General features: G+C 59.0%; 20 protein-coding genes. 13 read left to right on the forward strand and 7 right to left on the reverse strand.

Going from position 1 to position 23534, the window contains the following annotated elements; all coding sequences use genetic code 11:
* Window positions 1–57 precede the first annotated feature (57 nt).
* Complete coding sequence (locus QP915_RS01480; RefSeq protein WP_239277828.1) at window positions 58–819, reverse strand: lytic transglycosylase domain-containing protein; 762 nt, start codon at window positions 817–819, stop codon at window positions 58–60.
* Window positions 820–830: 11 nt separating this feature from the next.
* The gene (locus tag QP915_RS01485; RefSeq protein ID WP_284767621.1) at window positions 831–1418 is read right to left on the reverse strand and encodes a MazG nucleotide pyrophosphohydrolase domain-containing protein; all 588 of its coding nucleotides are present in this window, start codon (window positions 1416–1418) and stop codon (window positions 831–833) included.
* A 57-nt stretch (window positions 1419–1475) separates the two neighbouring features.
* Here QP915_RS01485 and QP915_RS01490 point away from each other — a divergent pair, with 57 nt between their 5' ends.
* The gene (locus QP915_RS01490; RefSeq protein ID WP_284767622.1) at window positions 1476–2951 is read left to right on the forward strand and encodes an amino acid permease; all 1476 of its coding nucleotides are present in this window, start codon (window positions 1476–1478) and stop codon (window positions 2949–2951) included.
* Here QP915_RS01490 and mfd read toward each other — a convergent pair whose 3' ends face one another.
* The 3 genes from mfd to QP915_RS01505 form a co-directional block, all read right to left on the reverse strand.
* Window positions 2952–6590: a transcription-repair coupling factor gene (gene mfd, locus QP915_RS01495; protein WP_284767624.1), complete on the reverse strand. Its 3639-nt coding sequence runs from the start codon at window positions 6588–6590 to the stop codon at window positions 2952–2954.
* A complete protein-coding gene (locus tag QP915_RS01500; RefSeq protein ID WP_239277823.1) occupies window positions 6591–7196 on the reverse strand; it encodes a TetR/AcrR family transcriptional regulator in 606 nt (201 codons plus the stop codon).
* Between the two features lie 159 nt (window positions 7197–7355).
* A complete protein-coding gene (locus tag QP915_RS01505; protein ID WP_225747260.1) occupies window positions 7356–8072 on the reverse strand; it encodes a trimeric intracellular cation channel family protein in 717 nt (238 codons plus the stop codon).
* 122 nt (window positions 8073–8194) lie between these two features.
* Between QP915_RS01505 and QP915_RS01510 the strand changes: the two genes are divergently transcribed.
* The 12 genes from QP915_RS01510 (at window position 8195) to QP915_RS01565 (ending at window position 20871) form a co-directional block, all read left to right on the forward strand.
* On the forward strand, window positions 8195–9391 hold the full coding sequence (locus QP915_RS01510) for an MFS transporter (protein WP_284767625.1): 1197 nt from the start codon (window positions 8195–8197) through the stop codon (window positions 9389–9391).
* A gap of 68 nt (window positions 9392–9459) precedes the next feature.
* Window positions 9460–10905: a bifunctional UDP-N-acetylglucosamine diphosphorylase/glucosamine-1-phosphate N-acetyltransferase GlmU gene (gene glmU / locus QP915_RS01515; protein ID WP_284767626.1), complete on the forward strand. Its 1446-nt coding sequence runs from the start codon at window positions 9460–9462 to the stop codon at window positions 10903–10905.
* Between the two features lie 15 nt (window positions 10906–10920).
* Complete coding sequence (locus QP915_RS01520; protein ID WP_239277820.1) at window positions 10921–11895, forward strand: ribose-phosphate diphosphokinase; 975 nt, start codon at window positions 10921–10923, stop codon at window positions 11893–11895.
* A gap of 128 nt (window positions 11896–12023) precedes the next feature.
* Window positions 12024–13400, forward strand: a complete 1377-nt coding sequence (locus tag QP915_RS01525; protein WP_284767627.1) for a YkvI family membrane protein — start codon at window positions 12024–12026, stop codon at window positions 13398–13400.
* Window positions 13401–13624: 224 nt separating this feature from the next.
* Window positions 13625–14275, forward strand: coding sequence for a 50S ribosomal protein L25/general stress protein Ctc (locus QP915_RS01530; protein WP_284767628.1), 651 nt, complete (start codon window positions 13625–13627; stop codon window positions 14273–14275).
* Between the two features lie 92 nt (window positions 14276–14367).
* Window positions 14368–14898: an aminoacyl-tRNA hydrolase gene (pth, locus tag QP915_RS01535; protein WP_284767629.1), complete on the forward strand. Its 531-nt coding sequence runs from the start codon at window positions 14368–14370 to the stop codon at window positions 14896–14898.
* A 5-nt stretch (window positions 14899–14903) separates the two neighbouring features.
* Window positions 14904–15764 (forward strand): fumarylacetoacetate hydrolase family protein, encoded by an 861-nt coding sequence (locus tag QP915_RS01540; protein WP_284767630.1) that lies wholly within the window; start codon window positions 14904–14906, stop codon window positions 15762–15764.
* Between the two features lie 76 nt (window positions 15765–15840).
* Window positions 15841–16728 (forward strand): polyphosphate kinase 2, encoded by an 888-nt coding sequence (ppk2, locus tag QP915_RS01545; protein WP_284767631.1) that lies wholly within the window; start codon window positions 15841–15843, stop codon window positions 16726–16728.
* 29 nt (window positions 16729–16757) lie between these two features.
* Entirely contained in the window at window positions 16758–17936 is a 1179-nt protein-coding gene (locus QP915_RS01550) for a sensor histidine kinase (protein ID WP_284767632.1), read from the forward strand.
* The gene (locus tag QP915_RS01555; protein WP_284767633.1) at window positions 17929–18588 is read left to right on the forward strand and encodes a response regulator; all 660 of its coding nucleotides are present in this window, start codon (window positions 17929–17931) and stop codon (window positions 18586–18588) included. The genes QP915_RS01550 and QP915_RS01555 overlap by 8 nt, the downstream gene beginning before the upstream one ends.
* Window positions 18589–18674: 86 nt before the next feature.
* Window positions 18675–19388, forward strand: a complete 714-nt coding sequence (locus QP915_RS01560; protein ID WP_284767634.1) for an ATP-binding cassette domain-containing protein — start codon at window positions 18675–18677, stop codon at window positions 19386–19388.
* The gene (locus QP915_RS01565; RefSeq protein ID WP_284767635.1) at window positions 19381–20871 is read left to right on the forward strand and encodes an ABC-2 family transporter permease; all 1491 of its coding nucleotides are present in this window, start codon (window positions 19381–19383) and stop codon (window positions 20869–20871) included. The genes QP915_RS01560 and QP915_RS01565 overlap by 8 nt, the downstream gene beginning before the upstream one ends.
* A 140-nt stretch (window positions 20872–21011) precedes the next feature.
* On the opposite strand, the gene QP915_RS01570 is transcribed toward QP915_RS01565, so the two are convergent.
* Window positions 21012–22466, reverse strand: a complete 1455-nt coding sequence (locus tag QP915_RS01570) for a glyceraldehyde-3-phosphate dehydrogenase (protein ID WP_371744497.1) — start codon at window positions 22464–22466, stop codon at window positions 21012–21014.
* 65 nt (window positions 22467–22531) lie between these two features.
* Window positions 22532–23515, reverse strand: a complete 984-nt coding sequence (locus tag QP915_RS01575; protein WP_284767636.1) for a nitronate monooxygenase — start codon at window positions 23513–23515, stop codon at window positions 22532–22534.
* Window positions 23516–23534: the final 19 nt, after the last annotated feature.

Here is a 23534-nt window from a genome sequence, read left to right on the forward strand (position 1 = left end):
TGGACCAGCCGGCCCAGCTACGTTCTCAATTGTTGCAGAAAACTCTGCTGCGTGACACTACTTGGCACTTTGCGGAACCGAGTAGGCATTGGCGGCACGTGCAACTTTATGCAAATACTCGCTGGACTGGTTGTAATTTAGGACTGCTTCCTCCCACTGTTCTGGGTTAGAGAGATCTCTATCACCAAAGCATAGAAGTCCGGCGGCGCCGACTGCGGCGTCGTCAATTTGATTGGGATCTGCCTTCCCATCGCCGTTAGCATCAGCGCCCACCGATTCCCATGTAGTCGGGATAAATTGCATTGGGCCAACGGCACGGTCATATTCAGAATCCCCATCGATTTTGCCGTTATCGGTATCTGGGGTGTGCGCCGTATTGTTTAGTCCATCGAGGGCGATGCCGTTGATGGGTGGCTGGGGGTAGCCGGCGTCGTCAAGCTTGGAGGGCTTAAACCAATTGCCGTTGTAGGTGCCGTGGCGGGTCTCCACGTAGCCTAGGCCGGCAAGGGTATTCCAGCGCAGATGGCAATTCGGCCATTTTTGTTGAGCGATGAGTTCGGCGTTGCCATAAGCGCGCAAGGCGGCCGGTGGGATACCGGTCTGCTCAGCTAGGTCAGAGGCCCAGTAGGTGAGCTTATCCGCCGTGCGGCCGGGGGCGTTGACGTCAATGTGCGCGACCTCTTTGCCTTCAACGGGCGGAATGTTTTCCGGTACGGGCTCTTGGGAAGTGCCGTGCCCCGTCAACAGCCAGGCCACCAGCGCGATGATCACGGCTACGGCCACCCCGCAGCCCCCGAATATCTGCAGCAGCCTCTTCATGAGAAGCCATCCTACATTCCCTTGCCTTCGCGCCACAGCCTCTCTTGCGTGTCAACGTCGACAATCTCCGTGGTGCCATCAAAGAGGTATGGGGCGCGGGCGCGCATTTTGGTGAGGAAGCTCTGGGCGACGTCGTCAAGCGAAAAGGTGGAGATTTCCGCATGGAAGAGTACTTGGAGGAAGACATCGCCCAATTCCTTCAGCATCTCGCTTTCCGGTTCGCGGTTACGCACGGCCGCGGCGAATTCGGCGGACTCCTCCTCAAGATAGGGCAAGAGCGAGGTGTGGGTTTGCTCGCGCTCCCACTCCCCAATGCGCCGCGCCATGGCCATGGTCTGGCGCGCCTGCATGATGGGATCCGCGAGGGATTCGGCGCGAATGACGGGCTCGCCGGTAGCAAGGCGGGTGCGAGTTTCCGGATCGTATTCGTCGGTGCTTACCAAGGTGCCGGTGGCGTCCTCGCCTACCAGCAGATCGGAAAAATTCCACCGTACGGACACGGGTACCTCACCCGTGAAGTGGACAGGGCCACGCAGCTTCCCGTGCGCCTGCATGGGGATCATGGTGGGCCAGCGTTCATCGAGCAACAGCACAGTCATGTGCACAAAGTCTAGCCCGAGTTCCCATAATGGGGCTATTCAAGGTATTTTAGGCCAATGACCTCCAGCCAGAATAGATCCCACTCCGTGACGTTGTGGACCCTCGTCGCGCTGATTATCGGTTCCACCGTGGGCGCGGGCATTTTCTCGCTGCCCCAAAACATTGCCTCCGTTGCCGGCCCAGGCGCGATGCTTATTGGCTGGCTGGTAGCGGGCATCGGCATGCTGTCTGTGGCGTTTGTTTTTCAAATTCTGGCCCGCCGCAAGCCGCACCTTGATTCTGGCGTTTATTCCTACGTGCGTGCCGGCCTCGGCGATTTTATTGGTTTTACCTCCGGCTGGGGCTATTGGCTGGGCTCCGTTATGGCACAGGTGGGCTATGCCACCCTCTTTTTCAATACCTTGGGCCATTACCTGCCGCTTTTCGACGCCGACCATTACTGGACCTCCGCCATCGCCGTCTCCCTCCTTTCCTGGGGCATTTTTGCGGTTCTTGCTCGCGGTATCAAGCAGGCCGCGTTCATGAACCTCATCACCACAATTGCCAAAATTGTGCCCATCCTGGCCTTTGTGGTGCTCATTGCTTTCCTCGGGTTCAGCTGGGATAAATTCACCTTGGATTTCTGGGGACGCGCTTCTGAGGCCAGCGTCTTTGAGCAGGTCCAGGGAATCATGCTCTTTACCGTGTGGGTCTTCATTGGCGTGGAGGGCGCATCCGTTTATTCCAAGCAGGCTTCTAAGCGCACCGACGTCGGCCGCGCGACCGTCATCGGCTTCTTCTCCGTGCTGGCGCTGCTGGTTTCCGTGTCTACCCTGAGCTTTGGCGTGATGAGCAAAGAAGAACTGGCCGCGCTGCCAGATAATTCCATGGCATCCGTGCTCACCGAGGTCATCGGCCCCTGGGGCGGCGCGCTGGTGTCTATTGGACTGTGCTTGTCGGTTTTGGGTGCCTACGTCTCCTGGCAGATGTTGTGCGCCGAGCCCATCGTAATGATGGCCATCGACGGCCTCATTCCCCGCCGCATTGGCACCATTAACGTGGCGGGTGCGCCGTGGGTAGCGCAGCTGATTTCCACGATGGCCATCCAGCTGTTCATCATCGTCTTCTACCTCAACGAGGCGTCTTATAACGCCATGGTGCAGCTGGCAACCATCATGTACTTGCTGCCCTATATCTTCTCTTCCCTGTATCTATTGCTCTTGGCACTGCGGGGCAAGGGGCTGTCTCACCCTCAAGCGGGTATCAAGTTCGATCTTTCCGGACCAGAGGTAGGCCGCAAGGAAAACCGCAAGCACTTGGTCATTTCTTTGCTCGCGTTCATCTATTCCCTGTGGCTGATTTATGCGGCCGACCTCGTCTACGTCCTACTCGGCGCATTGGCCGTGGTCCCAGGCCTCATCCCGTATGTCGGCACCCGGTTGTGGAAGAAGGAACGCATCTTCAACACCTTCGAGTGGTGCGTGGTGGCCATTGTCCAGGCCGGTGCCGCCACCGCCATTTGGGGCTTGAGCACCGGCTGGCTCACCCTCTAGCTACTCCCCGACGCTGACCACGTTCGAGGTGGGCTGGGCGCCGCTGACGTTGATGGGGTCGACGTCGAAAAGCGCGCTCAAGAAGTCCGCCGCCCACTGAATGAGCTCGGTATCGCGCAGCTTCGGCGAGGTGACATTTCGCCCGGCCTTGGGGAACGGCACGTTGATTGCCTTCGCCGCCGCACGGAAGCTGGAGCCCGGGTATAGGCGCTTGAGACGCACCTGCTTGGAATCCGGCAGCTCCACTGGGTGGAACTTGACGCGGGTGCCCTGCACGGTGATATCGGAAATGCCGGCGCGGCGCGCTTGGTGGCGCAGGCGAGCAACGGAAAGCAAGCGCAGGACCTCTTGCGGCAGCGGGCCGAAGCGGTCTTCCATTTCCTCGATAACGGCCTTGAGATCATCGTCATTCTGCGAAGCCGCAAGCTTGCGATAGACCTCCAGGCGCAGGCGCTCGGAGTCGATATAGCCTTCCGGAATATGCGCATCCACGGGGAGATCGATGCGGATTTCCTTCGGGCCCTCATCGGTAACGGTGGGGGCCTCGCCGCGGGCGAGCGATTTGAAGGTCTCGACCGCCTCGCCCACGAGCCGCACGTAGAGATCGAAGCCCACACCGGCAATGTGGCCGGACTGTTGGGCACCGAGCACGTTACCGGCACCGCGCATCTCCAAGTCCTTCATGGCTACGGCCATGCCAGCACCAAGGTCATTGTTTTGAGCGATAGTTGCCAGGCGGTCATAGGAGGTTTCCGTGAGCGTAGCTCCCTTGGGGTACAGGAAGTAAGCATAGCCGCGCTCGCGGGAGCGGCCCACGCGCCCGCGCAGCTGGTGCAGTTGGGACAGGCCCATATGGTGGGCGTTTTCCACAATGAGGGTATTCGCGTTAGCGATATCCAGGCCAGTTTCCACGATGGTGGTACATACCAAAACGTCATACTCGCGATCCCAGAACCCTTGGACGGTCTGTTCGAGCACCTCCTCGTTCATCTGTCCATGCGCGACGACGACGCGGGCCTCCGGTACCAGGTCACGCAGCTCGCGGGCCTTCTTTTCGATATCAGAGACTTTGTTGTGGATGAAAAAGGTTTGACCATCGCGCAGCAGCTCGCGGCGGATGGCCGCAGCTACCTGCTTGTCCTCGTAGGCACCGACGTAGGTCAACACCGGGTGGCGGTCTTCCGGCGGGGTCAAGATGGTGGACATCTCGCGGATGCCAGCCATGGACATCTCCAAGGTGCGCGGGATAGGTGTTGCGGACATGGTGAGCACATCCACGCTGGCCTTAAGCGCCTTAATGTGTTCCTTGTGCTCCACGCCGAAGCGCTGCTCCTCGTCCACGACGATGAGGCCGAGGTTCTTCCAGTGCACACCGGTCTGGAGGAGGCGGTGGGTGCCGACGACGATATCGACGCTGCCATCGGCCAGGCCCTTGAAGATGTTCTTGGCTTCCTTCTGTGAGGTAAAGCGCGAAAGCACCTCAATCTTGACGGGGAAGCCGGTCATGCGCTCGCTGAAGGTATCAAAGTGTTGCTGCGCCAGCAGCGTGGTGGGCACGAGGACGGCAACCTGCATGCCGTCTTGCACGGCCTTGAAGGCGGCGCGGATGGCCACCTCGGTCTTGCCGTAGCCCACATCGCCGACGACGACGCGGTCCATCGGCACCGTGGACTCCATATCGTGCTTGACGGCGTCGATAGCCAGCATCTGGTCTTCGGTTTCGACGAAGGGGAAATTATCCTCCATCTCCGCCTGCCACGGATTATCCGGGGAGAACTGGTGCCCCGGCGCAGCCTGGCGCTTAGCGTAGAGCTCGACGAGCTCGCCGGCGATTTCGCGCACGGCGGCGCGCGCCTTCTTCTTGGTGTTCTTCCAGTCGGAACCGCCCATCTTGGACAGGTGAGGCGATTCGCCACCGGTGTACTTGCTGAGGAGATCCAGCGAGTCCATGGGGACCCAGAGCTGATCGGCGGGCTGACCACGCTTGGAGGGCGCGTACTCGAGCACGATGTATTCGCGGCGGCTGGTTTCATCGCCGGACTGGATGGTGCGCTCGGCCATCTTGAGGAACTTGCCGATGCCGTGGGTTTCGTGCACCACAAAATCGCCTTGCTTGAGCGCGAGCGGATCGACCTTATTGCGGCGTTTGGCGGGCCGGCGCTTTGCTTCGGCGATATCGCCTACGCGGTTACCGGTCAGGTCCGTCTCGGTCACAACGACCAGTGGGAGGGCCTCGGCATCCTTAGGCTTTTTCACCTTGGGAAATACCAGGCCGGCGTGGCTTAGTGCTTGGTAGAGGGTGACTTCACCGGCGGTGGGTTCCCAGCCAGGGGTAGCTACCTTGGTGCGGATACCCTTTTCTGCAAAGCGATCCACCATGCGCTTGATGGCACCTTGCGCCGGCGCGATGAAGGCTGCCCGGCCGCCGGCGTTGGTGTGCGCGAGGAGCTGGGCCATCATGGCGTCGATTTCTTCGATGTTGCCGCGCGGGGTGGGCCCTGGTTCGAATTCGAGCGGGAGGGTCTCCTCTTCCGGGGCGGCGAGCATTCCCGGTGGGGAGAAAGTCCACAAAGACAGGCCGGACTCGCTAATGGAGACCTCGAGCGACTCATAGGAGCGGTAGCTGGATGCCTCGGTATCGAGTCCTTCGGTAGCCAGCGGGCCATCGGCGCCCATGGCCGCGGCTTCCCAACCGGCGGCGAGGAATTCCGCATCGGTCTTTTCTAGATCCGCCACGCGGCGGCGAATCTTTTCCGGGCCGACCATCACCACGTGGGTGGTGGGGCGCAGGATTTCGGGGAGGGTGATCATGGGGGCGTCGGAAAGCGCGGGCAGGAGCGCCTCCATACCTTCGGCCGGGATGCGCTCGCTTACCTTGGTCAATAGTTCCACCAGGGCGGGATTGCCGGGGTGCTTGACGGCGAGATCGGCCGCGCGCTTGGCAATGGCGTCCGTAATAGGCAGCTCCCGGGCAGGGAAAATGTCTACACGGCCCACCTCGATTTCCGGAATGGTGCGCTGGTCAGCTACGGAGAATTGGCGGATATCGGTTATCTCATCGCCCCAAAACTCCACGCGGACCGGATAGTCCAACGTGGTGGGGAAAATATCGATAATGCCACCGCGCGTAGCGTACTCACCGCGCTTAGCCACCATGTCTACGTGCTTGTAGGCGCGGAATTCAAGCTCGCGGACCACCTCATCAAAGTCATATTCTTGATCTTCTTCAAGGTGGACGGGAGCTCGGCCTTCTACCTCTTTGAGGATGGGTTGGGATAAGCCGCGGGCAGCGGTGACGATGACCTGCAGGCTATCGAGGTTGTGCAAAACCTCGGCGCGGCGGCCGATGATGTCTACGCCGGGGCTTAGGCGCTCGTGCGGCAGGGTCTCCCAGGCGGGGAACATGGCTACCTTCTCCCCCAGCATCGCCGTAAGCTCCGCCGTGAGGTCCTCAGCCTCGCGGCTCGTAGCGGTTACCACGAGCACTGGGGCATGATGGGCCAAGGTACCCAAGGCCCACGGCCGGGACTGATCCAAGCCTGTGATGTGGAGGTCTTCGCCCACATGAGAAATCATGCCCTTGAGCTTGGGATCTGAGGCCGCTACCTTAAGCAGGCCGGCCAGCATTGGGGTCGCCATCTATTTGCCTCCTAGCTTGGGCTTTACTTCCATACCGGACAAACCATTCCAGCATAGATTGACAATATGCGTGGCGACGACTTCCTTGTCCGGGGTGCGCTCATCCAGCCACCATTGCGCGGTGGTCGATACCATTCCCACCAGCGCTTGGCCGTAAATATCCGCCAAATCTGGGTCAATTCCACGGTGCTCGAATGCTTCTCGCAGGATATAGGAAACCTGACCCACCGCGGAATTCAACAGCGTGGAGAAGCTGCGTTCATCGCCGGGCTTGGCATCGCGCACCAGGATGAGAAAGCCATCAGTTTCTTCCTCGACATAGGTCAAAATGGCCATGACGGCCTGCTCGATACGCTCGCGCCAGCTTCCAGTCTCCAAGGAATCAGTAATGACTTTTTCCAGCGCCAGCATCTCGCGGTCCACGACCACCGCGTAGAGGCCTTCTTTACCCCCGAAGTGCTCATAGACTACGGGTTTGGACACCCCGGCGCGTGCCGCAATTTCTTCGACACTAGTTCCTTCAAACCCTAGTTCCGCGAATGCGGCGCGTCCGATGGAAATGAGTTGTTCGCGGCGTTCCCGGCCGGTCATCCTTTGTCGAGCCATGCCCTCTACCCTATCCTTTGCCCCGCAATTTGTGATTTACCCGGGGGCGTCAGGTACGCTATGCCTACAGCTTTTGCTGTGTTTCCCCATGGTGTAATCGGCAACACTACGGTTTTTGGTACCGTCATTCTAGGTTCGAGTCCTGGTGGGGAAGCTTTTTTAGTTTTTCTTCCTGCCGCGGCGAAAGCCTTTGAGCTCGGCTTTCTTCGCAATCGCTGCCACCTGGGCGGCGGTGTAGTTAACGGGGGCTACACCGGCGCGGGGCAGGACCCAGCCGCGCCAATAGGACACGATGGCCATGCCACTGCCGACGATCGGCGCGACCACCATGCCGAGTGCAAACTGTCCGTAATCGGCAAAGGTAACCATGACGATGCCGGTGAGGATAGAGGGCACGGCATACAAGGGGCTGCCGCCAAAGATGGACGGGATTTCCCCGGAGGCAATATCGCGGACCATTCCCCCGCCCACTGCGGTAAGCACGCCCAGGAAGACACAGGGAATAAGTGGCATGCCGTGGGTGAGCGCCTTAACGCAGCCGGTGGTGGACCACACGCCGAGGATGATGGCATCGCCGTGTTCGCGGAATAGCTCCCACGCCTTGCCCTTGAGATCAATGAGGAATGCGATGAGTGCACCGCAGCAAGCAAGGCCGAGATACCACGGGTCTGAGATCGCTGCCGCTGCTCCATCCCCGATGAGCATGTCACGGATCATGCCACCGGCCAACCCAGAAAAGAGGGCGAGGAACACGAAGCCCACGATGTCGAATTCACGGCGGCGGGCAAGGGTGCCGCCAATGATGCCGTTCAAAACCACGCCGAGAAGATCGAAGGCTTGGTACAGCGAATTGATGAGGGGATCGACATCGTGCATGATTCTTAGGCCTCCTGCCGCGCGGGTAGAATTTCGGCGTGACTGCGGCCGTGTTTTACTCTCCGGCGTGTCAGCATGGCTTTAATTTAACCAACTCGTCCCTCTGAAAGATCGCATTTCTCATGTCTAAATCCAATGCCCGGTATTTCATCTGGTCCAATGGTCTGCAAAATTTGGGCGATCAGATTGTTGCGGCGAAGACGGTGCTGCCCGCGCTCTTTAGTGCGGCCGGAGTGCCTGCCTTCTTTACCGGCCTGCTCACCCCTATCCGCGAGTCCGGTTCGATGCTGCCGCAGGCGGCGCTGACCCCGTGGGTGACTACGCATAGGGCGCGCAAGCGCCTATGGATTATCGGTTCGCTGGGACAAGCGGTATCCGCCGCGGTCATCGCGCTCGCGGCATTTTTTACCCGCGGGGCAATTCTAGGCATCATTGTGCTGCTGGCGCTGGCCGCGCTCTCGCTTTTCCGCGCGCTGTGCTCGATTGCGGGCAAGGACGTGCAGGCGCGCACCATTTCTAAGGGTGCGCGCGGCCGAGTGACCGGCAGCGCGGCAGCCCTTGGTGGCGGCGCCACTTTGCTGACCGGCATTATCCTCTACTTTTTGGGCGAGCTCAGCATTCCCATGATGGGCACGGTCCTCGCCATTGGTGCAGCCACGTGGGCCATTGCCGCGTGGGTCTTTTCGGGCGTGGATGAGCCGGTGCCAGAGGAAACCGAAGAGGGCATCGATAAGCGCTGGTGGCAAGATACCTGGCAGCTTTTTACTAGCGACGGCCGATTTCGCAACTTCGTCATCGTCCGCGCGCTGCTGCTCGTTTCAGCGCTATCTACCTCTTTTATTGTGCTGCTCAGCAGCAACCTTTCCGGGCTCTACGGATTTGTGCTTGCTTCAGGCCTAGCCTCCCTGGTGGGCGGGCGCATCTCCGGGGTGTATTCGGATAAGTCCTCTAAAAACACCATGGCCGTGGGCGCGGCCGTGGCTTCCGTCGTGCTGGTGCTTTTGGTCGCCAGCTCGCACTGGGCACCGGATGCGGTCAATGCCTGGGTCATGCCGATTGGTTTCTTTGCTGTGAACTTGGCGCACACGGCCATTCGCGTGGCGCGAAAGACCTACGTGGTGGATATGGCCGGCGGCGATAAGCGCACCCAGTATGTAGGTGCGGCCAATACGATGATGGGCATCATCCTCCTCATCGTCGGTGGCATTTCCTCCGTGGTGGCACTGGCCGGCCCCGAGGCAGCGCTGCTTTTCCTTGCCCTCATTGGTTTCCTCGGCGTGTGGCGCGCCCGCGGCCTGAAAGAGGTTTCTCACACATAAATCGCACTTGGGCTATAGGATGTAGTCCGGATAAGAATCAGACTCGACCCCCAGGAGTTCAATAACCCGTGGTAGCAACAACCTCGTGTGCTGTCGTCGTCCTTGCGGCTGGCGCCGGCACCCGCATGAAGTCCACCAAGCAGAAGACCTTGCATGAGATTGGCGGGCGCACCTTGCTCGGCCACGCTCTGCACGCTGCGGCCGGGATCAACCCGGAGCGCATCGTGACGGTGGTGGGCCACCAGCGCGATCAGGTCTCCCCCGCTGTGGATGCCATCGCCGAAGAGCTGGACTGCGAGGTACTGCAGGCGGTGCAGGAGGAGCAGCTGGGTACCGGTCATGCCGTGGCCTGCGGCTTGGAGCCGATTCCGGACTTCGAGGGAACCGTCATTGTCACCAACGGCGATGTCCCGCTACTTACCCCAGAGACCATCGAGGGCCTGCGCGCCACCCACACCGAGCAGGGCAACGCGGTCACTGTGCTCTCGATGCGCCTCGATGACCCGACCGGTTACGGCCGCATCATTCGCGGCGAGGACGGCAGCGTGTCTGCCATCGTGGAGCAAAAGGATGCCACCGAAGAGCAGCGCAAGGTCGACGAGGTCAACTCTGGCGTTTTCGCGTTTGATGGGCGCGTGCTTGCCGCAGCCCTCCAGAAGCTGGACTCCAATAACGCCCAAGGCGAGCTGTATATCACCGATGTGCTCGAGATTGCCCGCACCGCTGGACACGGCGTCGGCGCGCATGTAGCAGCGGATCCGGCCGAACTCGCAGGCGTCAATGACCGCGTGCAGCTCGCCTCTGCCGGCCGAGAGCTCAACCGCCGCATGGTAGAAAAGGCGATGCGCGGCGGCGCCACCATCGTGGATCCGGAGACCACCTGGATTGGTGTCAACGTCACCGTGGGCTCCGATGTCATTATTCACCCAGGCACCCAACTGTGGGGCACTACCAGCATCGCCGATAACGCCGAGATTGGCCCCGACACCACCTTGACCAATATGCAGGTGGGCGAGGGCGCTTCTGTCGTGCGCACCCATGGCAGCGATTCCGTCATTGGTACCAACGCTAAGGTCGGCCCGTTTACCTATATCCGCCCGAAGACCGTGGTGGGAGAGGACGGAAAGCTCGGCGGCTTCGTAGAGGCAAAGAACGCCCAGATTGGCCGCGGCTCCAAGGTTCCGCACCTGACCTATATCGGCGATGCCACCGTGGGCGAGCAGTCCAATATCGGTGCCTCCTCCGTCTTTGTGAACTACGACGGCGTGAACAAGCACCACACCACCATCGGCAGCCACGTGCGCACCGGTTCTGACACAATGTTTATCGCTCCGGTCAATGTCGGTGATGGCGCATACTCCGGTGCGGGTACAGTAATTAAAGACGATGTTCCTGCGGGAGCACTCGCAGTCTCCGGTGGCAAACAGCGCAACATCGAGGGCTGGGTTCAAAAGAAGCGTCCGGGTACTCCCGCGGCTGAGGCCGCAGCCCGTGCGCAGGACAACGAAAAGTAAGGGGCACATTCTCCCATGACTGGCAAGGTAACTGGTAGCAGCAAGAACATGAAGCTCTTCTCTGGGCGGGCACACCCAGAGTTGGCGGAGGCTGTGGCTAAGGAGCTCAAGACTGATCTGGTTCCTACCACCGCCCGCGACTTCGCCAACGGCGAAATCTTCATTCGCTTTGAAGAGTCCGTGCGTGGCGCCGACTGCTTCGTAATGCAGTCTCACACCCAGCCGCTCAACAAGTGGCTAATGGAGCAGCTCATCATGATCGATGCTTTGAAGCGCGGCTCCGCTAAGCGCATCACCGCCATCCTCCCCTTCTACCCATATGCACGCCAGGACAAGAAGCACCTGGGCCGCGAGCCAATTTCCGCCCGCCTGGTGGCAGACCTTCTGCAGACTGCTGGTGCGGACCGCATCGTGTCCGTGGACCTGCACACCGATCAGATCCAGGGCTTCTTCGATGGCCCGGTCGATCACATGCACGCTCAGCCCATCCTGACCGATTACATCAAGTCCAAGTACGCCACCGATAACATCACCGTGGTCTCCCCGGATGCTGGCCGCGTGAAGGTGGCAGAAAAGTGGGCCCACGACTTGGGCGATGCCCCGCTGGCCTTCGTGCACAAGACCCGCTCCAATACTGAGGCCAATAAGACGGTGTCTAACCGCGTGGTCGGCGATGTAGAGGGCAAGGACTGCGTGCTTCTCGACGACATGATTGACACCGGTGGCACCATCGCCGGCGCCGTGCGCGTTCTGAAGGACGCCGGTGCGAAGAAGGTCATCATCGCCTGCACCCACGGCGTTTTCTCTGACCCAGCCCGCGAGCGCCTGTCCGAGTGCGGCGCGGAGGAAGTTATCACCACCGATACCCTCCCGCAGTCCACCGAGGGCTGGTCCAACCTCACGGTGCTGTCCATTGCACCGCTGTTGGCACAGACCATCCACGAGATCTTCGAGAATGGTTCCGTGACCACCCTCTTCGATCGCGCCTAAGCGCAGCATAACCAAAGGCGGTGAGCATTATTTTGCTCACCGCCTTCCTTTTTGCTGCGAAACCAGAATAAGTCTCCTACCCTAAACCTCGTCTCTAGTAATTTTCTCTTTCAGTTTTAGGGTTTTCAGTGAAAAAGGTTTTTCTCTTAGCTCTCGCGTATTTCAGCTCCGTCGTCGGCGCCGGATTCGCTTCTGGGCAGGAGCTTTTGCAGTACTTCACCGCTTTCGGAATCTGGGGCATTGTGGGCGCAGTCGCTGGTCTCATCCTTGCCCCGCTGACCATCATGATTGCGATGCAGTACGGCTCCTACTTTCAGGCAACATCCCACGGGCGCGTGTTTTCCTCGATTGCTTCCAAACCAGTAGCACGCTTTGTGGATTACGCGATTATCTTCACTCAGTTCTGCCACACGTTTGTCATGCTCTCTGGCGGCGGCGCTAACCTGAACCAGCAATGGGGACTGCAGCCGTGGGTTGGCTCCGCACTTATGGCTGTCCTGGTCCTCATCGTCGGCTCCATGAACGTGGCCAAGGTAACGAATGTCCTCGGTGCGATTACTCCCTTCGTCCTCATTCTCCTTCTCTTGGCCGTAGGTGCTGCCTTTATCGATCCACCTTCTGGCCTGCAACAAGCACACGAATTCGCCACCACCAACGTTGAGTCACCGCTTCCATCCTGGTGGATAGCGGCACTGAACTACCTTGGATTGTCTCTCATGGCCTCCACCGCGATGAGCATTGTGATGGGTGCAGATACGCTCAATTCCAAGCAAGCCGGCCGCGGTGGCTTCTTCGGCGGCCTGCTCTTTTCCGGCATGCTGGTTTTGTTGGTCATCGCGCTTCTGCTCAGTGTGGAAGATGTGTGGGACGCGGACCTGCCTACCCTTGCCATGCTTAATGAGATTCACCCGTGGTTGGGGATCGCTGCAGCGATCTTTGTCTATCTGATGATTTTCTCTACCGCGATCTCCAATTTTTATGGAATGGCTCGGCGCCTCAGCGCCCGGCGGCCAAATAGGTACCTTCCGATTTTGGGTGCCAGCGTCATCATCGCCTTCATTTTGTCGTTCGTTCCGTTCGGCACCCTCGTCGGAATGGTCTTTCCAATTTTGGGTTATATCGGCATTATCGTCATCGGCTTGCTCATCTATACCTGGATACGCCGCGGCCGCGGCATCGTGAACGCAGAATCCCGCCGCCGCGACAAAATTCGAGCCCTACTGCTACGCATGATCGACCCGAAGGAAAAGTTCACCAAGACAGACCAAGCTCAGCTTTCTCGCGCGGTGTATAACTCCAACCTTTCCGGCACGCACCTGCGTACAGAAGTGGCGAATGATGTCATCACAGAATTAGACCACGATGAATCCTCCTCGTTCCGAGCAGAGGACTACCAGATCGACAAGGATTGGCAGAAACTCGAAGCAACGCAACCATCCGCTGAAGAACTTCGGGATCCGAACACCGAGCATTTCCGCATTCCAAAGAACGACGACAACCACTAAGGAGCCAATAAGGGTTTTGATTCCAAACTGGCTGACGTGCTAATCTAACTCAGTCTCGGCGAGGGCGACCTCAGGATGAGGAAGCCGTTATCGACGCGATTGAAGTTAGAGCATGTTGCTTTTATATACGCCTGCGATGACTCGTCCAAGACGTCCATCGGCAGGCTTTCGTCGTTTTTATCGCGTTGGCCGCGCCGCACTACTTTAACTAAGGAGAATCAAGCATGGCACAGCGCCCAGTAATCAAGGCTGAAGCACGTACCGAATTTGGCAAGGGTGTCGCACGCCGCCTGCGCCGCGAGTGGAAGGTCCCAGGCGTCATCTACGGTTCCCACCAGGAGCCAGTCCACTTCGCAGTTCCGCTGCTGGACATCCAGTCCCTCGTCCGCAACAACGGCGTCAACGCCGTTCTGGAGCTGGAGATTGACGGCGAGCAGTACCTGACCATGGTTAAGCACGTTGACCAGAACGTCCTGACCTTCGACATCGACCACGTTGACCTGCTGGCTATTAAGCGCGGCGAGAAGGTTGAGGTTGAGGTTCCGCTTACCCTGACCGGCGAGCCGGCCCCAGGCACCATGCACATCCAGGATGCTGACGTACTGCTGGTTGAGGCAGACGTACTGAACATTCCGGAGGAGATCGAGGTTTCCATCGAGGGCCTCGAGGACGGCGCAGTTGTCACCGCTGCCGACCTCACCATGCCGGAAGACACCACCCTGGTGGCAGAGGAAGACACCGTTATCGTCTCCATCTCCCTGCCTGAGGTTGATGAGGAGCTCGAGGAAGCAGCCGAGGCTGCTGAGGAAGGCGGCGCTGACGCTGGCGCCGAGTCCGTCGACGAGGGCGCAGAGTCCTCCGACTCCGAGGAGTAATCCCCTCCCCTTCACACGCATAGGCCGCCGTGAGATTCGCTTCTCACGGCGGCCTTGCCGTTTTTCTCTCTGCCTATGAGACAATTGAGCGCGTGACTCCACTTCTCGTAGTAGGCCTTGGCAACCCCGGCCCCAAGTACGCAGGCACCCGGCACAATATCGGCTTCGATGTGGCAGATGAACTCGCACGAGAGCTCATGAGCAGCTTTTCGGTACACAAGAAGACCAACACCGAAGTCGCTGAGGGCATAGCTGGCGGCCGCAAAATTATCTGCGCAAAGCCACGGTCCTATATGAACCTCTCCGGCGGTCAGATCAAGGCTTTGGCCCAATACTTTCATCTCTCTGCCGCCGCCATCATCGTTGTTCACGATGAGCTAGAACTCGATTTCGGCACCATTAAGCTCCGCAAAGGTGGCGGCGACCATGGTCACAATGGGTTGCGTTCAACCACAAAGTCCCTGGGTACCAAAGACTATCAGCGCCTTTCGGTAGGAATCGGGCGTCCACCGGGGCGCATGGACCCGGCGTCGTTTGTGCTTAAGCCTTGGGCAAAGCAGGAAAAGGCAGAAATCCCCATCCTTTGCGCCGACGCGGTCGAGGAAATCTTGCGCGTAGGATAGTCGCCATGAAATTGGCTACCCTACGCACTGGCTTTGGCACTTCCGCTATCCGCATCGACGGCGATAACGTGGGTGTTGAATTGGATTATGAAGACATCGGCCAGCTACTGCGCAGCGAAGATTGGCGCAAGGCCGCCCAGCTTTCCGGCGAGCCCGTGGTCTTTAACCACACTGATTTGGAAGCCGTCGTACCAACTCCGGGCAAAGTGATCTGCGTTGGACTCAATTACGCCAAGCACATCCGCGAGATGGGACGCGAATTCCCCGAACATCCCACCTTGTTCATCAAGTTCGCCGATGCCCTCACCGGCCCCTATGATGATGTCTTCATTCCCGAATATGGCACACAGAAGCTGGATTATGAAGGTGAATTGGCGGTCATCATCGGCGAGCGCGCCCACCGCGTCAACCGCGACGAGGCCCTAGATTATGTGGCCGGCTACGCCATCATGAATGACTACACGCTGCGTGACTTCCAGCGCCAAACTTGCCAGTTCCATGCCGGTAAATCCTTTTATCGCACAGCCGGCTTCGGCCCTTGGCTTACCACCGCGGATGAGTGGTCACCGGGGTCCGGAGCTGCCCTCACCACTACCGTAGACGGTGAGGAAAGACAGCGCGATAATACCGATGACCTCATCTTTTCCGTAGCTGAGCTCATCGAGTTCTGCTCACAGCTCTATCCACTCAATCCGGGCGACGTCATCATTACCGGCACACCGGAGGGCGTGGGCTTTGCCCGCACCCCGCAGCAATTTATCGAAGACGGCCAGAACGTCACCATCGCCATCGAAGGTTTGGGGCATATTTCCAATACCACCCGCTATGGGAAGCCCGGCTGCGGCCCCGGCTGCACCTGCTCCTAAGCTGTGCCCAGGTTCTCACTCCAAAGTGGGCGGTAGCGTTTTCATCCCAGCCGCTTGTGCCGGTTAAGCTGGATTAATGAGCACAAAAAGCAGTAAAGCCCCTAAGAAACTCAACAAGAAGGCCTACGAAAAGGAGCTCGAACGCCTCCAAGCCGAGCTCGTGGACATGCAGCAGTGGGTCGTTGAAACCGGCGCCCGTGTAGTCATCATCATGGAGGGCCGCGACGCCGCCGGCAAGGGCTCCGCGATCAAGCGCATCACCCAGTACCTCAACCCGCGTACCTGCCGCGTCGAGGCACTACCTGCACCGAACTCGCGCGAACAAGGCCAGTGGTACTTCCAGCGCTACGTGGAAAAGCTGCCCACCAAGGGCGAAATCGTCATCTTTGACCGCTCTTGGTACAACCGCGCCGGTGTCGAGCGCGTCATGGGCTTTTGCACCGATCAGGAATACGTCCGCTTCCTGCACCAAGCACCCATCTTTGAGCAGATGTTGGTAGAAGACGGCATCATGCTGCGCAAGTACTGGTTCTCTGTTTCTGATGAGGAGCAGATTAAGCGCTTTGAATCCCGCCGCAACGATCCGCTGCGTCGTTGGAAGCTCTCCCCTATGGATCTGCAGTCCATTACCCGCTGGGAGGACTACTCCCGTGCCAAGGATGCGATGTTCATCCACACCGATACCCCAACTGCGCCGTGGTACACCGTGGAATCAGAAGACAAGAAGCGCTCCCGTATTAACGTCATTTCGCACCTTCTGAGCACCATTCCGTACGAGAAGCTCGAGCACGAGATGCCGGAAATTCCGCAGCGCCCGGATTCCGATGGCGAAACCTATGAACGCCCTGCCCGCGAAGAGTTCCGCTACGTTCCGGACGTCGCTGCAAAGCTAGAGCGCAAGTCCGAACAGAAGACAGCGAAGAAGACGTCCAAGAAGGGCAAGAAGAAGGATAAGAAGAAGTAGCAGTCAGGGCTGTATTACTATCTTCTTTTATGAGCACTGACACCGCCGCGCGAGCGCGCTTAGGGGATAAAATCCTCACCGCGGTGGCGGTGCTCATTGCGCTGTTTTATGTGATTTCTGCCGCGAAGAATCCCAGCATAATTGAGATTATTCAGGCAGGTCTATCGTTGCTATTCCTGCCATTTATGTGGGTCTGGCGGAGCCGTCCCGTGCTCAGCGCCACGGGCTTTATTGTGCTGCTCGCGGCATGGGCCGTGGCTTGGATGAGCCAGCTGCCCACCAATCTAGGGCTTACCCCCTGGGCCCTGACTGCACCCATGGCGGTGTATGCCACCTCCCGCTATGTCACGCGCCGCGTTATTCCCCGCACGGTACTGGCGCTGGCGATTCTTGGCTCCTTCATCTCGCCATTCATGTGGCGCATTGATCCGGAGTCATTCCTGCTGCACTACCAGCTAGACCGCCGCTTCTTGGCCATGCTGGTGGTGCACTGGGCAGTTTTGGGCAGCACCTATTTCATAGCCGCGCGCTACTTTGACTTGGCGCGCCAACACGAGCGGCTAGCCCAGGAGCGTTTCCACCAAGCCCAAGAAGAAGAACGCCTGCTCATTGCTAGGGAATTGCACGATGTACTCGCTCATTCTCTTACTTTGATCAAAGTTCAGGCGAATGCCGGGATCATTGCCGGGCGTGTAAATAGTGACGCTGCCCAGGATGCTCTTGCCACTATTCGTGAGGGCGCGGATTCTGCATTGGAAGAGGTCCGCGGCATTGTCACGGCACTGCGGAGCACCGGCCCCTCCGCTCTCAAACCGACAGAGCAGCTAGAGCACCTCGAGGGCATCATCGACGGTTTCCGCGCGGCGGGCTTAGAGATTGCAGCGGACTTACCGGTGACCTATGAGGCGCCTGCACTTACGCAATTGGCCTTGGTACGTATCATTTCTGAAGGCCTGACCAATGCGCTGCGCCACCAGGGCCCTGGCACGCACGTAGAAGTAGAGCTCGCGCTTGCCGACGCCGCTCAGATCACCCTTACCTCTACCAATCCCTCCCCGACTCCCAGCGAAGTTACTGGCAGCGGAGTCGGCCTCATCGGCGTCGAAGAGCGCGCCCACGCGCTGGGTGGAAGACTAGAGTGCTCGGGTGATGCAACAAAGTTCATACTGCGTGCCGAACTACCGATGCAGAAGGAAAACCGTGCCTAAGATTCGTGTCCTACTCGCCGATGACCAAGCAATGCTTGTTGCCGCATTGTCTACCATCCTTAACGCACAAGATGATATTGAGGTCGTGGCCACCGCAAATACCGGCTCAGAGGCCGTCACCGCAGCGTTGAGCCACCGCACTGACGTAGCCATCCTGGATATCCGAATGCCCGGCATGGATGGCATCTCAGCGGCCCAAGCGATCCTTTCCCGCGTCCCCGAATGCCGAATCATCATGCTCACCACGTTTAATGAAGAAGAATTGGTGGCTCAATCTATCGCCGCTGGCGCGCATGGGTTCCTTCTCAAAGATGCAGATCCGGAGGTGCTAGTGGGAGCAGTCCGGGACGTCGCCAAGGGCGAATCGGTGCTGGCTTCTCAGGTCACCGGACCAGTTTTGGAGGCCTATCGCACCGCCCTTACCCGCGGCCAGTTGAGCGCGCAGGAGCGCCAAGGGCTTAGCCTGGTAACCCGGCGCGAGATGGAAGTTCTTTCGCTCATCGCACGCGGTGCTACAAATTCCGAGATCGCCGCCGAGATGGTCATTGCGGAAACGACGGTAAAGACGCACGTCTCTTCGCTCATGTCTAAGCTTGCGGCGCGCGACCGCGTGGCGCTGGTGCTGTTCGCCCAGCGCGCTGGAATTGCCTAGTCTCCTACTGCAGTAGGAGACATTCACTGCGAAGTCCATATTGTGGACGGAAGATATTCGCGTCCCTGCACGCGAGACTTCACAGTATGAACTATGACATCTCTTTTGAGCACGTCTCGAAGTCTTTTGGCTCCCACACAGTTTTGCGGGACGTAGATTTTCGCATCACCCCTGGTCGCGTCCATGCTCTTTTAGGGCGTAACGGCGCCGGCAAATCTACGCTCTTTTCCATCTTTCTAGGCCTGCTGACCGCCGATTCCGGGACTATTCGCGTGGCTGGTGCGCCCTGGTCACGCGGGGTTCTCGACCACGTGGGGGCTTCCGTTAACGGTCCAGCCTTTTATGGGCACCTTTCTGCAGCATCCAATCTTCGCGTCCATACGCGGTTGCTTGGTCTACCAGAATCCGAGATAGAGCGAGTGCTTGCCATCGTGGGCCTCAACGGGGCTGGGAAGAAAAAGGCTAAGTCATTTTCTACTGGCATGAAGGCACGGCTCGCCCTAGGCCAAGCACTGCTGGGTGATCCCGAAATCCTCGTTCTCGATGAACCACAAAATGGCCTTGATCCGCAGGGCATTGTAGAACTGCGGCACCTCTTGCAAAAGCTTGCTTCTGTCGGCCACACCGTAATCGTGAGCTCACATCAGCTCGGCGAGATTGTCCATCTAGCCCAAGACATCACCATCCTTGCTGAGGGTTCCATTCGCTATTCCGGCGCACTGGAGAACTTGGCTCCTAGTGGTCAACTTGAAGCAGAATTTTTCCGCCTGACGTCTCCGGATGGTGAGCGCCATGTTTAAGCGCTACCTTTCCGCCGAGCTCCTGCGCAGCCGCGGTAGCGCGCTGCAATGGCTCCCGCTCCTAGCCATACCGCTCGTGGTGATGACCGTACTATTTTCCTCCTTTGCTTCTTCCGCGAAGGACGCTACTGGCGTCTTAGGATGGCAGTCCATGTTCATCACGGGCATGTATGCACCTCTCATTGCGCTTTTTGCCACTATTCCCGAACACCGAGAGGCCCGTACCCGGAGCGGCGGTACGCTGTGGCGGAAAGTCAATCCTCACTATGAACAGGCATCCCGCTTTCTTGTCATACTCGCCAGCCTTGCGGCCTTCCATCTCCTGAATTTCGGAGTTTCCTGGGCAGTGGTCGCACTTCAAGGACGAGCGAACCATCAACTGCTACTAGTAGCTGGAGTCTATTCCTTCCTGGGCGCCATCGGTATCGCCGGTCTCGCTGCAGCGAGTGCACGTCGTTGTGGTCTTGCCGCCGCGCTCGTTGCAGGTATTGTCTGGCAGGTAGTTAGTGTTTTACCGAGCATTGTCGAAGGCAATGCGTGGTGGGCTTTCCCGCCAGCATGGCCGCTGCGGCTATTACTTCCTGCACTGCGCATTCATCAGAATTCCGTTCCTCTCGATCCGGGAGATCCGCTGCTGCATGAAAGTCCATTGCCCGCTGCGGTGCTATGTCTCCTATTGGCGGTAGTCGGTGCCTGCGCCGCAATCCTTACTCCTCGCCGCATACGACCTCTTTCTCTGCTCCGCCGCGCGGAGGCACCTGCTACTACTGCCGCACCAACTACCGCTGCTGGAACTTGGACCCCCGCAGTTATACCTCGTGCCGCCGCTCGTTCCCGGCTTTTGGGCGCGGTGCGCGGACTTCATCGTGCCGCTTTGAGCCCCGCACTCATCGCCTGCCTAGCTTTAACCGCACTGGCTCTGGTTTTCCTCTCCGCTATCTACTCGCCTAGCTATGTAGAAGGGTTCTTCCTCTTCTTATTGCTACCGGTAGGTGCGGGGATCCTTCCCGTGATGGTGTGGCCCCTTCTCGCGCCCTCGTGGCCTCTCAGTTATATTGAGTCGCGCTATAGCCCAATCGCACTCCTTTTGTGGCTACTTGGCACTGTTGTGCTCGTGTGTTCTGCCGCATCGCTCGCGATGGTCTGCTCTGGTGGTTCTGCCACGGCCGCAGCAGCACAGTTGCCTCTGGCTGTGGGGGTGGGCTTTGCCATCACAGTAGTTTCCCTAGTTATCGTGCTGCTTTTCGGTATTTTGAGCGCGCTCGCCTTCACTATCGTAGGCACGATAGTCTCCGTAACCCTCGGCGGTGATGTACTAGCCAAGACCTTCTTGTGGCTCCTTGCCTTTCCAGTGTGGCCGATGAATGCCGATTCTCCTGGACGCTACACCGTCGCGGCGCTTTTGACGTTGTTGATTGCTGTCGCTGGTTCATGGGCATCCACACGGTTACTACGGACTACTGCTCTGCGGCCCACAGGGTAGAAACGCTACAAAGCAGCCACGATATCCGGCACTTCGGTCCGTTTTGAGTCAACAACGCGGCCGCAATATCGGCCCAGCACCGGGACACAAGGATAAAACGGCAAAAGCCCGCGGAAACCGCGGGCTAGAGCTAGGTGAAATTAGAGCTCAGAAGGAGATACGCGCTTCGGCAGAACAACCGGGCGGGTGTGCGCCAGCTCTTCTACGATGCGTACTACCTGGTTGGAGTAACCATACTCGTTGTCATACCACACGTACAGCACCAGGTGCTTGCCGGAGGCGATGGTAGCAACGCCGTCGACGATGCCGGCGTGGGTATTGCCGATGAAGTCAGAGGAAACAACCTCTGGAGAGGCAATGTAGGAAATCTGCTGGCGCAGGTCGGAGTGCAAAGAGACATTGCGCAGGAAGTCGTTGACCTCATCGCGCTCTACTTCCTTGGACAGCTCGAGGTTGAGCACGGCCATGGACACGTCCGGGGTAGGAACGCGGATGGCGTTGCCGGTGAGCTTGCCCTCAAATTCCGGCAGAGCCTTAGCCACAGCCTTGGCTGCGCCGGTAGCGGTAAGCACCATGTTCAGGCCTGCAGCGCGGCCGCGACGATCGCCCTTGTGGTAGTTATCGATGAGGTTCTGGTCATTGGTGAATGAGTGCGCGGTCTCCACGTGGCCGTGGTTTACACCGTAGCGGTCATTGATGACCTTGAGAACAGGGGTAATGCCGTTGGTGGTGCAGGATGCAGCGGAGAGAATCTGATCCTCATCGCTGATGTTGTCGTTATTGATGCCGTAGACGATGTTCTTGATATCGCCCTTGCCCGGTGCGGTCAGCAGCACGCGGGAGATGCCCTTGGCCTTGAGGTGCTGAGACAGACCCTCGCGGTCGCGCCATGCGCCAGTGTTGTCCACCAAGATGGCGTTATTGATGCCATAGGAGGTGTAATCGATCTCGGCGGGATCATTGGCATAGATCATCTGGATCTTGGTGCCGTTAGCCCAGATAACCTCGTTTTCCTCGTCCACAGAGATGGTGCCGTTGAACGCACCGTGAACGGAATCGCGGCGCAGCAAGGAAGCGCGCTTGAGGATGTCACCATCGCCCTTCTTGCGCAGGACGATGCCGCGCAGGCGAACGCCACCGTATGCTGCCTCGCGGGCGACGAGCAGGCGGGCCAGCAGGCGTCCGATGCGGCCGAAGCCGTAGAGGACGACGTCGGTGGTCTCTAGGTCAACGCCAGCACCGACGATCTCGCACAGCTCGCCTTCCAAGTACATGCGGAGGTTTTCCTCGTTGGATTCCTCCCACCCGAGGACCAAGCGGCCGAGGTCGACGCTTGCGGCGCCCAGATTCATGTCTGCCAATTCCACCAGGATAGGCAGGGTCTCCGCCGTGGACAGGTGGCGCTGCGCAATGCGGCGGCCGTAGCGATGAGACTTGATGATGTCGATATCGGTCTGTCCCACCAGTGGGCGGCCGAAGATGGTGGTGACAACGTTATTGTTGCGGTGCAGCTGGTGGATGAGCGGAATCATCTGCTGCGCCAGCTCGAGGCGCTCGTTCCAATCATCATGGCCAACATGTGCGTTCGCAGTCACGTAATTCATTCCTTTTCTGTCACGGGGGGTGGCATTAAATCTTCAAACATAAATATTAGCGCTTACTAGTGTGGGTTTTGGCATAGATCGTTCAGGATGTTGGCCACAGTACCCCCGTTAATTTTTGCCACGTCGGTACCTACGAGGCAGTAAGCTACGGCATCATCGTGCTGCGCACGGCGTTCCTTAAGCACAGGGTTCAAGAGCGGATAAACCGGTGGAAGGTTGGGGTGACTGCGGGTGTACTGAGTTTCTAGTCCACGAGCAAAGCGGCCCGAGAAAGCACGGGTAGACACGGTTTGCCCACCACGGCGCAGTAGCTGCCGGTTGTAGTCACTCGTTCCTGCCTCTTCGGTGAGCAAGAATGCGGAACCACAGGAACATGCGGCGACGCCATCCCAGGACATAGCGGTGGCTATATCGTCTGCGGTGCGCAGGCCGCCGGCGGCAATGAGGGGAACTTCTGGGGCTGCGGTATGCACGTCGGACACCAATTCCTCCAAGTCCCGGGAATCGGGTGTCGCGGCTAAGTCCCAGGTTCCGCGATGGCCGCCGGCGGCTGGGCCTTGGACGCAGAGCACGTCGACGCCCCGACGTGTGGCGGCGGTTGCCTCCGCAGAAGTGGTGACGGTGGTCCAGGCCTCTGCGCCCGCGGCGTGGATTCGCTCTATCTGTTCGGGTGTGAAGGTGCCAAACATAGACCACACCACGCGGGCACCGCCGCGCAACGCTAGGTCCAGCTTCTCTTCAAAGCCAAAGGAGTAATCGGGATCAGGCAGTGGCTGGTTTTCTGCTTGCGCCAGCTCGCGTGCGGCGGCACGTTGCACCCCGGAAAGCGGCTGTTGTGGGCAAAAGAGGTTTACCCCAAACGGAATGCCGGTGCACTGGTCAATCTGTGTGCGGGCAGTGTCTATGCTGGCAGAGCCCACACCTAAGGTGCCAAAAGAACCGGCGGCATGGGCGGCGCGCACTAGTTCCGGGGTGGTGGGACCGCCGGCCATGGGCGCGGGGATTACGCTACGGGAAAGGGAGCTTATAACCTGACTCATAGCACCCCACCTTACTGAG

The organism is Corynebacterium sp. MSK158 (assembly GCF_030229085.1).
Taxonomy (GTDB): domain Bacteria; phylum Actinomycetota; class Actinomycetes; order Mycobacteriales; family Mycobacteriaceae; genus Corynebacterium.